Source organism: Bradyrhizobium huanghuaihaiense, assembly GCF_025200885.1.
GTDB classification, from domain to species: domain Bacteria; phylum Pseudomonadota; class Alphaproteobacteria; order Rhizobiales; family Xanthobacteraceae; genus Bradyrhizobium; species Bradyrhizobium huanghuaihaiense.
Map to the genome: position 1 here is coordinate 6,861,421 of NZ_CP104172.1, position 13,373 is coordinate 6,874,793.

Consider the following 13,373-nt stretch of genomic DNA (forward strand, 5'->3'; position numbering starts at 1 on the left):
GTGCACGCTCAAGCTTGATCTGGATCAATTCAATTTTTCGAGCCGGACGGCAGTCTGCCGCCCTTGCGCTGAATGACGGCATTGCGTGGAGATCGCCCATGATGGAGCAGCGCAATCGGGTTGTTCAGGTCAGCCGCTTCGGTGATCCCGAGGCACTGGAGATCGTCGACGCTCGCCTGCCGACCGCCGGCCGCGGCGAGGTGCGCGTTCGCGTCCTTGCGTCGAGCCTCAACTACACCGAGGTGTTGATCAGGCGGCATCTCTACCCGCAAACGATGCGCCTCCGGCCGCCGTTCGTGATGGGCTACGACGTGGTGGGCGTCATCGATCAGCTCGGCGAAGGCGTGCACGACTTTCAGATCGGCGACCGCGTGGCCGACATGACGGTGGTCGGGTCGAACGCCGAGTATCGCACGCTTCGCGCGAACGACCTCACCCGCGTGCCGGTGGGCGTGGACGCCGCTGAAGCGGCCGCGCTGATCTTGAGCTGGACGACCGCTTACCAGCTTCTGCACCGCGCGGCCAAGGTTCTGCAGGGCCAGCGCGTTCTCGTTCACGGAGCCGCCGGCGCGGTCGGCCAGGCGCTGCTCGTGCTCGGGAGACTGGCCGGCCTCGAGCTGTGGGGCACTGTGCGCAGCGAGCACATGGCGCTCGTCCAAAACCTGGGGGCAGCGCCGATCGACTACCAGCACGAGGACTTCACGCGGATTCTGCCGGGCGGGTTCGACGTCATTGTCGACGGCGTCGGCGAAGACGGCTATCGCCGCTCATACGCAGCGCTCAAGCCAGGTGGCCTGCTCTGCGCCATCGGCTTCTCGGCGAGCGTGCAGGCACAGCGTCGAATGCTTCCTATCGTGATGGAGATCGCGCGCCTGTACTTGTGGAGATTGTTGCCCGGCGGCAAGCGAGCCCGCTTTTACTCGGTCAATGCCATGCGGGCGCGACATCCCGCCTGGTTCAAGGAGGACCTGGAGCAACTGTTCGAGCTTCTGGCAAGTGGTGCCATCCGGCCGCGCATCGCCGGGCGGATCTCCTTCGAGGAGGTGGCCGATGCTCACCGCCGCCTCGAGGCTGGCGGTCTCGAGGGCAAGCTCGTGCTGTGCCCGGATCTCTCCTCGCGACGCAACCAGCGCGCCGCCTGACGCGGCGCGCCGGCTGGCGATAAGTCGTACGATGAGACCTTCGACGTCTGGCGTCCGAGGTGTCAGTCCATCACTGCTGCTAAGTTCGCGGTACCGGCTGCGACGGGGATGGCGTAGCAGGCTGTTGCGATGGTGTGGCGGGAGGCTGCTGCTGCGAGGTAACGGGCTGCTGCTCACCGCCACCATGCGGGACACACGTCCCCACGTTGCTCAACAGCCGTTTGGCCTCAATCTCGCGCGCTTTCTTGTAGTCCCTGCGCCGGTCAATTCTTGTCGCAGCCATACGATCCCACGCATCGAACGCATCGGCGTAGTGCTGCCGCATCTGTTCCTCAGCGGCGAGGCATTCGCTGAACTTGTCGAACACCAGATCGGTATTGACGGGCGAGACGCCGCCAACCAGGACCACAAGCATCCATTTCATGGCTTCCGCCTACATTTGCGCCCGCTCACCGGGAACGACAAAGCATCGGCAAAGTTCCAGGCTGGGAAGGGGCGCCAAACTGGCGCTTGCCTCGTCGCAAACCTCAGCGCGCGTAGGATGGGTAGAGCGCAGCGAAACCCATCGATACGGCCGACGTAAATCGTGATGGGTTTCGCAAGGGCTCTGCGCTGTTCAGCTCAGCCCAACTCCGGGCATTCCCTGGAGCCGCAGTCCCCTGCTCTTGACGGTACGCCAATCGGCGTCTTCAGACGAAACCACCTGTTTCTCAAGCACCTCAGGTGGCGTAGAATGCAGTTGCCGTTGAAGCGGGATGTGCCGAAGTCGCCGTTCGGGACGAACGAGCAGAGCTAATGCTGTCGGCAGGTATGCATCCTTGAGAGACCGCCCCTTTTTCGGTCTCGCATGACCATTCACAGTCCACGAATGCGTGAGCCGCTTTTGCGGCGGCGTTGCAGTAACTTCAGGAGAAAGCGATGAGCAAGATCAATCGAAGGTCTGCATTGGGAATCGGGTTGGCAGCGGCTGCCGCAGCCGTGATGAAGCCCGCCTCCGCTCAAACCGCGGGCTACAAGGATACGACGCCGTGGCCAGGAGTGGTGGTGCGCGAATACGAGGGCGAGACACCATCCCTCATCCCCGGTTTCAAGACCGTCTCGATGCGCGACGTCATCATGCAGCCGGGGTCGAAGACCATGGGCCCCCCGATGATGAATGCCATGGTTTGCCACATCACCGAAGGGGAGCTTCGGCTCGATCAGGACGGAAAGGTCTTTACGGGCAAGAAGAACTTTGTCTGGACCTGCAACAAGGACACGAAAGAGCAGGCGTACAATGACGGAAACGTGGTCGCAATTATGAGGATCACGGATCTAAAAGCTTAAGGCTCGTTTATGCGAGGCCGATTTGCAGATGCGGATGGCGTATTCGACGACGCGTGATCCGCGGAATGTAAGCCGCCAGTGGTTACCGGGGAGCAGGCCCGTAGCCAGTAGGATGGGTGGAGCGCAGCGAAACCCATCCGCAGCATCCGACATGGAGCTGATGGTTTCGCAAGTGCTCTACCCTTCCCACGAGCTTGCCTGCTATGGGCCAACAGGCGACATCACGCCCTTCGTCGATCACAGGGGCAGCGTATCGCTGCACCGCCTGCGCGACTTTCGCGCAAGAGCAGTACCTCCGCCGAAACTGACGCAAGTCCACCAAGGACCACGAGCCCGCGCGGCGCTCGATTACTGTCTGCCCTGCCGCGAGCGTCCGAATGCATAGCGCGGATTGATCCCGCAGGACGCATGGGTGCCGGCGGCAGCTGCCCTGCACTGCTGGAGAGTCTCGAACTGGCAGTTGCCGGGATGGCCCCAGCGGCGGCCTTGCAGGCAGTAGCGATCTGCGACTGCGGGCGAGAGCGATCCGACCGTGACCAAGATCAAAATGGCGGAAACCGCAGCAAACAGAATACGGCGCATCGGAGTCCTCCTGTATTACTCGTTGGGTGAGTGCTCACCCGTGCTCCACTTGAGTTGGAAAGGCGCCAAGACCAGGATCGACTATAACTTCAGCGCTCCGAATGATGATCCGATCATACCCTTAGAGTTCGCGGTGAATTTCCCGAGATCCCTGCAAGCCGCTTCCCGTCTACACTCGACACCCGACGCCTGGACGAGCGCCGAGAGGCAGCCTCGGGCCACTGACCGGCTGCTTGCTTCCACAATCCAAGGACCGTTCACTTTTGCACTCATCGGCCGATCGCAGTTGCATGCTGTCCATGCGCGGATGCCGGGGACGAACAGAATGGAATGCGCTACGAACTGGTTGCATGACCACCACCAACCCGAATGCTGACGCTGAAACCGCTATGCAGTATTTGATCTGGGCTCTCGAAGCGCTCGAAAAGGCCGGCAGCCAAGAAGCTGTCCACCACACCCGCATCGCACTAGAGGCGCTGCGCAAGAGCAGTGCCTCGATCAGGTCGGAAGACTAACGAGCACACATTGTCGTGGCCCTGGATGCCTCATCGGCAGCAAGCCAAGTGCCTGACGATCGCCGACCGAATTAAACTGGCCCTGCAAGGTCCGCTTGGGTCAAAGGCTGCCCTCGGCAGCTCCACGACGGTGGTCCGCTCAGCTCTCTGAAGCGGACCGTGCCAGGCGAAGAGCGGAAGTCAGCCAAGGGCCAGAAGGCGAAATGCTGGGCGAGGTCGGTTGCGTTAAGCTCATCCATTCAATTTGAGTATTCGCGGTAGGGCCATCTATAAAGCTGCATGAGAAAGCTTGAGAATGTCCTGGATCATTGCCCTCGCCTCTTTCGGCTTTTGCTGGTGGCTCACTAGGCGGGCGACTGAACGCGCGACAGAACTCGCGCCAACCGGACTGTTACGCTCGCCCCTTTATTGGTTGTCGAACGCGCTCGTGCTCGTTTTGTTGGCGCTTGTGATATACATTGCCCACATCCACCATCAATCGCCGGTTCCGCCCTTGGTTTGGTTCACCGTTGTTGCAGTCATCGTGGCCTTGCTTGTCATGCGGCGTGCTCTGAAGTGCCGTTATCCCGTCTAAACTGCGCCGCGAGTTTCTCATGGGCACGTTCTTTACCGACGAGCAGATGCAGGAAGCGATTGCGGCGTTGGAGGACCATACTCCCGGTATTTGGGAGAGAATGAAGAAGATGGCCTTGACCCCGGGCGATCCGCACGATGACGAACAAGAAATGGAGCAAGGAGCCATCGTGCGCGTACTTACCATCGTTCTGCCGATGGTGCCGTTCGTTGCGCAAGCTCAGGACCCATTCGAAGCAAGGGCACGCTTGAGTATAGAGTTGGGCGAGGCCGTGCGCGCTGCCGTCTCTTGAACTGGAAGGAGAGGCCGCCTTGCAAACGGCATCTCCTTCGCGCAGAAACGTAAACTTACTTCGACTAACCTTTTTGAACCGCGGCAACGGCCTTGCGGATGACCTCGATAACGAGATCAGGCTGTGAGAGCATGATGACGTGGCTGCTGTTGGTTTCGATTGTCGTCGCGTTCATGCGCTTCGCCAGAAAACGCTGAAGTTCCGGATGCACCGTCTGGTCCTTCTGCGCGAGGATGAACCAGCTCGGCTTCGACTTCCAGGCAACCTCGTCGAGCTTCTGCTGCTCGAGCAGGTCGGCAGCGGGTGGGTAGTGGGTTGCCCAGACCAGCTTCTGCTCCTGCTCGGAAAGGTCTCCCGCGAAGTACTTGACGCCTTCCGGTTTGATCCAGACACGTCCGCCGGCGACCTCGATCTGGGAGAAGATTTCGGTGGGGTATTTGTTCAGTTCGCTTTGCACGGTCTCCTGCACATCCGGGGCAACGGCGGCGATGTAAACCAGTCCCGCTACGCGGTCGTCGGTCCCCGCTCCCGTGATGGTGGCTCCGCCGTAGGAGTGACCGACAAGGATCGCGGGGCTGTTGACCCGACCCAGCGTGCGCTTCACTGTGGCCACGTCATCCGCGTAGTTGTTGAGCCCGTACTGGACGGCGAGCACTTCGTGCCCATCCGCCTGCAAGGCCGGAATGACTTTGCTGAAGCATGATCCGTCGGCCCAAAGGCCATGGCAAAAAACGATTGCCGGCTTGGAAGTTGAAGGCATGGCTGTTATCCCCTTTTGGTTGAGCCGCGAAGGTAGGTCTTGCTTCCGGTAAAAACAAAGACCTAGTAGGCTGCGATGTATGCCTCGGAAGCATATCGAGGGACGGATGGAACTTCGGCATTTGCGCTATTTCATTGCAGTCGCAGAGGAAGGTAGCTTTTTGACCGCTGCCCAACGGCGCCTGAACACTTCGCAGCCGTCGCTGAGCCGGCAGATTCGTGATTTGGAATCCGAAGTTGGCGTGCAGTTGCTGGAGCGCCAGGCGCGTGGGGTGACGCTTACCGATGCCGGAAGAGTTTTTCTCGATCACGCGCGGCTGGCGCTGTCGCAAGTCGAAGCGGCGACAGATGGTGCGCGGCGGACCGCGCAGCCGCAAAAGCCCGCACTTTCCATGGGGTTCATGGTCGGGCTGGAGGTGATGTGGCTCCCCCACTTATTGCGTATCCTCCGCGAGGAAGAGCCCGAGGTCGAAGTTACCCTGTGTAGTCAGTCCTCGCCAGAACTCGCCCTCGCATTAACGCGCGGGAAGCTGGACATAGCCTTTCTCCGCCCTGAGAAACAGAACGCAGGCCTGACCTTCAAGTTGTTGGCGAAGGAGCCCTTGATCGCAGTGCTGCCGGCAGACCATCGCTTGGCCTCGCGCAAAAGGATTCGCCCACAGGATCTTGTCCGCGAGATCTATGTCAGCTCGGCGAGAACGTCTCCGGTATTGCACGCTGTGATTCAGGATTATGCGTCGAAGGTTGGGATCGTGCTCAAGGCAAAGTATGAAGGCGAGAACATATCGTCGGCCATGTCGCTGGTCGCATCCACGGGCGGAGTGACTCTCGTTCCGCTCTATGCGCAAAATATGCTGGCGCCAAACGTTGTTGCTAGAGCGCTCGAGGGCGTCCCACCAACCGTCGATCTCACTCTCGGCTACAACCAGGCAAATTCCTCTCCTTTGCTCTACCGGCTTTTGTCCCGCGCGGATGAATTGGTTGCAAGCGTTCAAGATCAGAGCATCATTCGCTACGTTGAGGCTGACTAGGACGTGGACTCATTAGTGCGAAGCCACAACCTGATCGAGGCAAGGTGAACGAAAGCAAGGTAGCCCGCAGGATGGGTAGAGCGCAGCGAAACCCATCGACAGTATCCGACATGAAGCGAGATGGGTTTCGCAAGGGCTCTACCCTTCCTGCGGGCCTACCCATTCTGCGGGCTGCTCATTCGATCACCTCGTCGGCGACCAGGAGAAAGTCCCGACCAATCGACAAGCCAAGCGTTTTGGCCGTTGCAAGGTTTATGACCAGCTCGAACTTGGTCGGCTGCTGTATCGGCAATTCGGCCGGCCTTGCACCTTTGAGAATTCTGGCCAGATAGCCGGCGGTGGCACGCGACAAGTCAGGCAGGTTGACGCCGTAGGAGACCAGGCCCCCGAGATCCACTGCTTCCCTGGCGGCGTAGATGGCCGGCAGTCGGTTCTTCTCGGCAAATGGCACAATCCGCGTGTACTGGCTGTACAGCATCGGGCTGGGAAACAGGACGAGGCCATCGGCGCGCGCTTTGGCCAGGTCCGCGAACGCGCCTTCGAGATCGGCAGGACCTTCCGCCGGCACAAGTTGAAGCTTGACTGCGAGAGATTGAGCGGCACGCTCGATCTCGTTCAGCATCCCCTTCATCGTGCGCTCACCGTATGCCCGGGGGTGCCACAGTACGACGACGCGCGAAAGACCGGGAACGATCACCTTGAGCAATTGAAGCCGTTTGGACACCAGCTCCGGGCCAAGAAATGTCGTCCCGGTCACATTGCCGCCCGGTCGCGCCAGGCTGGAAGCGAGTTCGTCCTCGACGGGGTCGGCCATGCCTATGCCGACAATAGGAACGGTGGAAGTCGCTTTCTTGGCGGCGCGGACGGCCGGTGTAGCCAAAGCAACGATTGCATCGACCCGTTGCGCCACGAATTCCTGCGCGAGCTCGCTGAGCTTGTCGGCATCGCCGTCCGCGAATCTGCGATGAAATGCGACATCCTTTCCTTCGGCATAGCCGAGCTCACGCAATGCCGGGACAAACGCATCGAGCGTCTTCAGACTGGCGTCGGATTTGTCGCCGCGGCCGAGTGAAAGCATACCAATCTGGCGAAGCCTGCTCGATTGCTGAGCATGAACTGCGAACGGCCACGTGGCAGCCAGCCCCCCAATGACAGTGATGAACTTGCGCCGTTTCATGGGGCCCTCAGCCCGTAGGATGGGTAGAACGCAGCGAAACCCATCGACCATGTCCGCCATAGAGCCTGATGGGTTTCGCAAGTGCTCTACCCATCCTACGTGCCGAAGTCGCACTGATGCGTCACTCAGATGCTTGATCCAGATCAACGCCGCCACGGCAGCGCCACAACGGAATAAGCTCGATGGCCGCGCAGAACGCGCCGCCCTAGCCCAGGAGATGATCGACCATGACCTCCTCGAATTCCCTGCGTAGCCTCGTTCTCGCAGCTGCGAGCGCCGTGCTGCTCGGTACGGGCGCCCAGGCCGGGCCGATCCCGACGCATCTTTCGACGATGAAATCGATGGTCGATCAGGCCGCGACCGAAGTGCGCTGGGTCGGCGGCTGGCGTGGCGGCTACGGCTATCGCGGCGTCGGCTGGGGTTACCGTGGCGGTTACGGCTATCGTGGAGGCTGGGGCTATCGCGGCTACGGATATCGCGGCCTCGGTTACGGCGTCGCCGGCGCGGTCGTCGGCGGCGCGATCGCGCGAAGCGCCTATTATGGAAGCTATGGCGGCTACTATGGCGGTTATCCCGCCTACGGCTATCCGGCCGCGTCCTATTACGGGTATGGCGGCGACTATGGCTATGGTTACGGCGGCGATTATTGCGCGCCCTCCGGCAGCTACTGGGCTTACTAGCGGAAACGTATTCGCGTCTTCGGAAGATGGCTATTCACTGGCCGCCGTCCGCCGATGAGCCAATGCACGCGCCGACGGGCAGCAGCACTTCATCCCTGGCCCGCCGGCGGGACCACATACAGCGTCAGCGCGAAGACCGCGTAGATGAAGATCATCAGCGCGCCGACGAACCATGCCGAGCGTCCGTTGCAATCATCACCATGGTGACGACACCCGGCCAGAACTGCAGGTCCATCGGCTTCGGTCCCACGACGTGGGCCGGGCTCATCCCGAGGCTGCGCTTGTTCGGATGCCGCCATCCCGCGGTACCTGGGCGGGGGCCATGTCGCCGGGGGCCGCCTATCGCCTATTCATGCAGCCGTGTTTGCCAGTCCGGAGGCACCGCTCCGGCGGGTCCGGGCACCGGCTGATCCAACGGATGCGATTGCGGGCCTTGAAGCTTCGGGCCGGCGAAAGCCTCTCCTGTGCGATAGTCGTAAAACCATCGTTCGCCCGGCTCGAAGCTCGTGATGATCGGGTGCCCTGTCGCCGCGTTGTGCTTCGATGCATGCTGATTGGGTGAAGCATCACAGCAGCCGATGTGACCGCATTCGACGCATCGGCGAAGATGCAGCCACCACCCGCCTGCAGCCGAGCATTCCACGCAACCCGTTCCACTTGGCTTGGCTGCGAGGTTGATGCCATCCGTCTCAGACTTCATAGGTCAACCCGCTGGAAGTACGTGCCGTCGCCGCAGATGCATTTGCGCCGCGATCCGCCACGATCGCATCCTGCCAGTGTTTTGCCCGACGGGTCAACTTGATCGCAGCTGCAGCTGCAGATGCCGTCGCGACGTATCGCGAAAATCTCTTATCGATCAAGGGCCGTTCTACTGTGCATGGGGTTGTTTTTCGACTTTTTTGTTTGGGCCCCAAGAACAAGCGAAGAGGCCTCTCACTCCGCCTGCAGGATCTCCGCGATCGCCGCCCCCATCGCGATGGTACCGAGCTTGCCGCCGACGTCGCGCGTCGCCCTGCCCTCGCGAAGCGCCTTCGCCACCGCCGACTCAATCGCACGCGCGGCTTCTTCATAGCGCACGGCGCTGGTCTTCTCGCCGTGCCAGGCCAGCAGCAGCGCCGTCGACAGGATCAGCGAGACCGGGTTGGCGACGTCCTGGCCTGCGATGTCAGGCGCCGAGCCGTGCGCGGCCTGCGCCATCGCGTAGCGGTCGCCGACATTGAGCGAGCCGCCGAGCCCGAGACTGCCTGACAGCTCCGCCGTGAGATCGGACAGGATGTCGCCGAACATGTTGGTCGAGACGATCACGTCGAAACGGTCGGGGCTCCGCACCACATGCGCCATCATGGCGTCGACCAGGATGTCGTCGACCGCGAGGCCGGGATAGCCCTTCGCCGCCGCGCGGCAGATCTCGAGGAACATGCCGTCGCCGATCTTGAGCACATTGGCCTTGTGCACGATGGTGAGATGCCTGCGCCGCTTCATCGCGAGGCGGCAGGCGGCATGCGCGATGCGCTCGCAGCACAGGCGCGTGATCCGGCGCAGCGAGATCGCGACGTCGGGCGTGACCAGCATCTCGCCATTGCCGTGCTCCATGTTGCGGTCGGCATAAAACCCTTCAGTGTTCTCACGCACCACGACGAGGTCGAAATCACCGATGCGGCCGGGCCGCCCCTCATAGGTGCGCGCGGGCCGGACATTGGCATAGAGATCGAGATTCTTGCGGAAATGCCGGGATGGATTGATCTCGCCATGCGCCTCGTCCTTGAAGTCGAAGGTCGCGGTCGGCCCCAGGATCAGGCCGTCGGCGGCGCGGGCGATGTCGAGCAGCTCGGGGCGCACCGTCGTGCCCGATAGCTTCAGGCTCGCATGCCCGACCGCATGCTCCTCGAGGCGGAGATTGAGCTGGAAGCGTTCGGAGGCCGCGCGCAACACGCCCGATGTCGCGGTCGTGATCTCCGGACCAATGCCGTCACCGGGCAGAACGACGATTTGCATGGCGTTTCCCCATATTGCGGCAGCCGGCGCGATCATACGCCGGCGCAAGGCAACATCGCCTCATCTTCGCGCATACACAGCATGCAAGCATATGCCTGTGGAAGCTGCCTTCGGCGTAGTACATGCCAAATGTCCCCTCGGCCGCCGGAGCAACGCGCTCACGCAATGACAATCACGTTACCTGCCGCCACGCGCGAGCCCGACCACATCACCGCCGATGGCCTTCCGGCAGCGCAGCGGCGCTGGGCCATCGCTGCGATCTTCACCGCACTGGCGATGGCCTCGCTCGACACCGCGATCGCCAACATCGCACTGCCCGCCATTGCCGCCGATCTGCACGTCACGCCGGAGCAGTCGGTGTGGGTGGTCAACGTCTATCAGATTGCGCTGGTGGCGACCCTGCTGCCGCTCGGGGCGCTCGGCGAGATCGTCGGGCATCAGCGCATCTATCTCGGCGGCCTGATCCTGTTCACCATCGCCTCGCTGTTCTGTGCGGTCGCGTGGTCGCTGGACAGCCTCCTGGTCGCGCGCACGCTGCAGGGCCTTGGCGCCAGCGGCATCATGAGCGTCAACACGGCGCTGGTGCGCTTCGTCTATCCCGGCCGCATGCTCGGCCGCGGCTTCGGCCACAACGCGCTTGTTGTCGCGACCGCCTTCACCTTCGGCCCCTCGATCGCCTCCGCCATCCTCGCGCTCGGCCCGTGGCCCTGGCTGTTCGCCGTCAACATTCCGTTCGGCCTGGTCGCGATCGGCATCGGCTTTGCGATGTTGCCGAAGACCCCGCGCGCCGATCACGGTTTTGATTTCCTCGGCGCGATCCTCGCATCGGCCTGCCTCGGCCTGTTCATCACCGGCATCGGCAGCGCCGCGCACAATTTGTCGCCGGTTGTCGTGGGCATCGAGCTGGTCGCGGCCATCGCGTTCGGCTTCATCCTGACGCGCCGCCATGCCGACCATCCCGCGCCGATGCTGCCAATCGACCTGTTCGCCCGGCCGATGTTCGCGCTGTCGGCGGCAACCGCGGTGTGCTCCTTTGCCGTCCAGGGCCTCGCCTTCGTCTCGCTGCCGTTCTATTTCGAGGACGTGCTCGGGCGCTCGCAGGTCGAGACCGGCTTCTTCATGACGCCATGGCCGCTGGTGGTCGGCATCATGGCGCCGATCGCAGGACGCCTGTCCGACCGCCACGCGGTCGGCCTGCTCGGCGGCATCGGCCTCGTGCTGCTTGGCCTGGGCATGGCATTGCTCGCGATGCTTCCGTCCAACCCTGCCATCCCCGACATCATCTGGCGGATGGTGATCTGCGGCATGGGGTTCGGCTTCTTTCAGGCGCCGAACATGAAGGCGGTGATGTCGAGCGCCCCGCCCCATCGCAGCGGCAGCGCCTCCGGCATCGTCGCCACCGCACGCCTGACCGGGCAGACCACGGGCGCGGCGCTCGCCGCCCTCTGCTTTGCCCTTGCCGGCCACGACGGCGCAACCGTCGCGCTGGCCCTCGGCGCGGGCTTTGCCGCGCTCGGCAGCGTCATGAGCTTTTTGCGGCTCGCGGTGAAGTAAGGCTTCAGGCCAGGTGCCGCGCCGCAGTCACGTCGATCGTCGCTGCGGGGACGACCGACTCGTCATCGAGCGCAGCGAGGCGCGTGTCGATGGCTTCGATGACCTTGCGCGAGAACGGCCCGAGATGCGCATAGGCGGCAATCATCTGCACCGCAATGCGCGCCGATGACGTGTCGCGCTTGGCGCAGTTCATGAAGGTCTGCCACAGCGGCCCGCGCGCCTCGGGAAGCGCGGTGACGACGCGGTGCACCGTCTCCATCGCCCCGAGCCTGGCGCGGATGTCTCCTTCGGCGAGTTCGGGGCGCTGCCTGGAACGGTCGAGCAGCGTCATCAGGCGGTCGACGCGCCTCGCATACGCCGCCGGGCTATAGATGTGCTCCAGCACCCGCTTGTAGTCCATCAGGATGTCGCGCAACGGGCGGACCGGATCGAAGTTGATGCCGGCCGTGCACTGATCGGCACCGATGGTCGGCGCCACATCGTGGCCCGTATGCAGCCGGCCTTCGCGCTCGAGGCGGCGCGTCAGCTGCGTGTTCGGCAACGCATAGAGCAGGCCGACCATGGCGACCGGAATCGCGGCCTCCTCGATGAAATCGATCATCGCCTCCGCCATCGAGACCTTCTCGTTGTCGAAGCCGACGATGAAGCCCGCGGTGACCAGCATGCCGGCGGCGTAGATCTTGTGGATGCTCTCGGCAATGTTGCGCCGCGTGTTCTGCTTCTTGCGCATCGCGACCAGCGTCGCGGGGTCCGGGCTTTCGATGCCGACGAAGATGCCGAAGAAATTTGCGGCTCCCATCAGCTCCAGCAGTTCAGGATCGTCGGCGAGGTTGACCGAAGCTTCGGTCGACAGCTCGAAGGGATAGTTGTGAGCGCGCTGCCATTCGGCGAGCTGGGGCAGGAACTGCCGCAGCGATTTCTTGTTGCCGATGAAATTGTCGTCGACGAAGTCGAGATGGCCGCGATAGCCCATGTTGTAGAGCGTCTGGAGCTCGACGAACATCTGCTCGGTCGTCTTGGTCCTGGGCACGCGGCCGTAGAGCTCGATGATGTCGCAGAACTCGCAGGTGAACGGGCAGCCGCGCGAATACTGCACACCGATATAGAGATAGTCCTCGAATTTGAGCAGGTCGAAGCGCGGCACCGGCGTCTTGGTGACGTCGGCCTGGAATTTCGGCGCGGTGAACACACCGGCGCGGGCCCCGCCCTCCCAGGCTGCGATGAACTCGTCAATGACACTTTCGGCCTCGCCGAGCACCCGGAAGTCGGCCTTCTCGTAGATGTGGGGGCTGGAGGTGGGATCGGGCCCGCCCACGACCACCGGCTTGCCGGCGGCGCGGCAGAGCTCGATCAGGTGCAGCGTGTCGGCCTGCTGCGGCAACATGCCGCCGGTGAAGACGACATCGGCCCAGGCGAGATCCTCGTCGCCGAAAGCTTGCGTGTTGCAGTCGATCAGCCGGACCGTCCAGTCCTTGGGCAACATCGCGGCGACCGTGATCAGGCCCAAAGGGGCCGCAGGGCGCTTGACGCCCATCACCTTGCAGGATTCGCCAAAGCTCCAGAAGGACTCTGCCGAGAACAGCGGATAGAGCATTAGCACGTTGGGACCCGGCACGTTCATGGAACTCCTTTTGACTCGGGTGCAGTGTAGCAAAGCATTTCCGTCTTGCACCCCTGCAAAAGGGACAAACTGTCGCCGCAACGCAGCGGTGGTCGGGGCCTGGAACCCGCGTTCACCGCCGGGCG

At 62.6% G+C, this 13,373-nt stretch carries 14 protein-coding genes; 7 read left to right on the plus strand and 7 right to left on the minus strand.

Going from position 1 to position 13,373, the window contains the following annotated elements:
• Nucleotides 1–98 precede the first annotated feature (98 nt).
• A complete protein-coding gene (locus tag N2603_RS32370) occupies nucleotides 99–1,142 on the plus strand; it encodes a medium chain dehydrogenase/reductase family protein (protein ID WP_260385314.1) in 1,044 nt (347 codons plus the stop codon).
• Nucleotides 1,143–1,221: 79 nt separating this feature from the next.
• On the opposite strand, the gene N2603_RS32375 is transcribed toward N2603_RS32370, so the two are convergent.
• The gene (locus tag N2603_RS32375) at nucleotides 1,222–1,566 is read right to left on the minus strand and encodes a hypothetical protein (RefSeq protein ID WP_260385315.1); all 345 of its coding nucleotides are present in this window, start codon (nucleotides 1,564–1,566) and stop codon (nucleotides 1,222–1,224) included.
• Between the two features lie 494 nt (nucleotides 1,567–2,060).
• Here N2603_RS32375 and N2603_RS32380 point away from each other — a divergent pair, with 494 nt between their 5' ends.
• Nucleotides 2,061–2,468 carry a hypothetical protein gene (locus N2603_RS32380; RefSeq protein WP_260385316.1) on the plus strand — a complete coding sequence of 136 codons (408 nt, stop codon included), beginning with the start codon at nucleotides 2,061–2,063 and terminating at the stop codon, nucleotides 2,466–2,468.
• A 348-nt stretch (nucleotides 2,469–2,816) separates the two neighbouring features.
• Here N2603_RS32380 and N2603_RS32385 read toward each other — a convergent pair whose 3' ends face one another.
• On the minus strand, nucleotides 2,817–3,050 hold the full coding sequence (locus tag N2603_RS32385; RefSeq protein ID WP_018646837.1) for a DUF3551 domain-containing protein: 234 nt from the start codon (nucleotides 3,048–3,050) through the stop codon (nucleotides 2,817–2,819).
• A 350-nt stretch (nucleotides 3,051–3,400) separates the two neighbouring features.
• Here N2603_RS32385 and N2603_RS32390 point away from each other — a divergent pair, with 350 nt between their 5' ends.
• Together N2603_RS32390 and N2603_RS32395 are read left to right on the plus strand one after the other, a co-directional pair.
• A complete protein-coding gene (locus N2603_RS32390; RefSeq protein WP_260385317.1) occupies nucleotides 3,401–3,565 on the plus strand; it encodes a hypothetical protein in 165 nt (54 codons plus the stop codon).
• Nucleotides 3,566–4,158: 593 nt separating this feature from the next.
• On the plus strand, nucleotides 4,159–4,431 hold the full coding sequence (locus N2603_RS32395) for a hypothetical protein (protein ID WP_260385318.1): 273 nt from the start codon (nucleotides 4,159–4,161) through the stop codon (nucleotides 4,429–4,431).
• A gap of 64 nt (nucleotides 4,432–4,495) precedes the next feature.
• On the opposite strand, the gene N2603_RS32400 is transcribed toward N2603_RS32395, so the two are convergent.
• Nucleotides 4,496–5,191: an alpha/beta fold hydrolase gene (locus N2603_RS32400; protein ID WP_260385319.1), complete on the minus strand. Its 696-nt coding sequence runs from the start codon at nucleotides 5,189–5,191 to the stop codon at nucleotides 4,496–4,498.
• Nucleotides 5,192–5,297: 106 nt separating this feature from the next.
• Between N2603_RS32400 and N2603_RS32405 the strand changes: the two genes are divergently transcribed.
• Nucleotides 5,298–6,221: a LysR family transcriptional regulator gene (locus N2603_RS32405; protein WP_260385320.1), complete on the plus strand. Its 924-nt coding sequence runs from the start codon at nucleotides 5,298–5,300 to the stop codon at nucleotides 6,219–6,221.
• A 175-nt stretch (nucleotides 6,222–6,396) separates the two neighbouring features.
• Here the strand turns inward: N2603_RS32405 and N2603_RS32410 are convergent, their stop codons facing one another.
• Nucleotides 6,397–7,398, minus strand: coding sequence for an ABC transporter substrate-binding protein (locus N2603_RS32410; RefSeq protein WP_260385321.1), 1,002 nt, complete (start codon nucleotides 7,396–7,398; stop codon nucleotides 6,397–6,399).
• A gap of 227 nt (nucleotides 7,399–7,625) precedes the next feature.
• On the opposite strand from N2603_RS32410, the gene N2603_RS32415 reads away from it, so the two are divergent.
• Nucleotides 7,626–8,078, plus strand: coding sequence for a hypothetical protein (locus N2603_RS32415; protein ID WP_260385322.1), 453 nt, complete (start codon nucleotides 7,626–7,628; stop codon nucleotides 8,076–8,078).
• A 346-nt stretch (nucleotides 8,079–8,424) separates the two neighbouring features.
• Here N2603_RS32415 and N2603_RS32420 read toward each other — a convergent pair whose 3' ends face one another.
• Nucleotides 8,425–8,778, minus strand: a complete 354-nt coding sequence (locus tag N2603_RS32420) for a UBP-type zinc finger domain-containing protein (RefSeq protein WP_260385323.1) — start codon at nucleotides 8,776–8,778, stop codon at nucleotides 8,425–8,427.
• Nucleotides 8,779–9,011: 233 nt separating this feature from the next.
• Nucleotides 9,012–10,073 (minus strand): isocitrate/isopropylmalate dehydrogenase family protein, encoded by a 1,062-nt coding sequence (locus N2603_RS32425; RefSeq protein ID WP_260385324.1) that lies wholly within the window; start codon nucleotides 10,071–10,073, stop codon nucleotides 9,012–9,014.
• 165 nt (nucleotides 10,074–10,238) lie between these two features.
• Here N2603_RS32425 and N2603_RS32430 point away from each other — a divergent pair, with 165 nt between their 5' ends.
• The gene (locus tag N2603_RS32430; protein ID WP_260385325.1) at nucleotides 10,239–11,627 is read left to right on the plus strand and encodes an MFS transporter; all 1,389 of its coding nucleotides are present in this window, start codon (nucleotides 10,239–10,241) and stop codon (nucleotides 11,625–11,627) included.
• A gap of 4 nt (nucleotides 11,628–11,631) precedes the next feature.
• On the opposite strand, the gene N2603_RS32435 is transcribed toward N2603_RS32430, so the two are convergent.
• Nucleotides 11,632–13,248: a B12-binding domain-containing radical SAM protein gene (locus N2603_RS32435; RefSeq protein WP_260385326.1), complete on the minus strand. Its 1,617-nt coding sequence runs from the start codon at nucleotides 13,246–13,248 to the stop codon at nucleotides 11,632–11,634.
• Nucleotides 13,249–13,373: the final 125 nt, after the last annotated feature.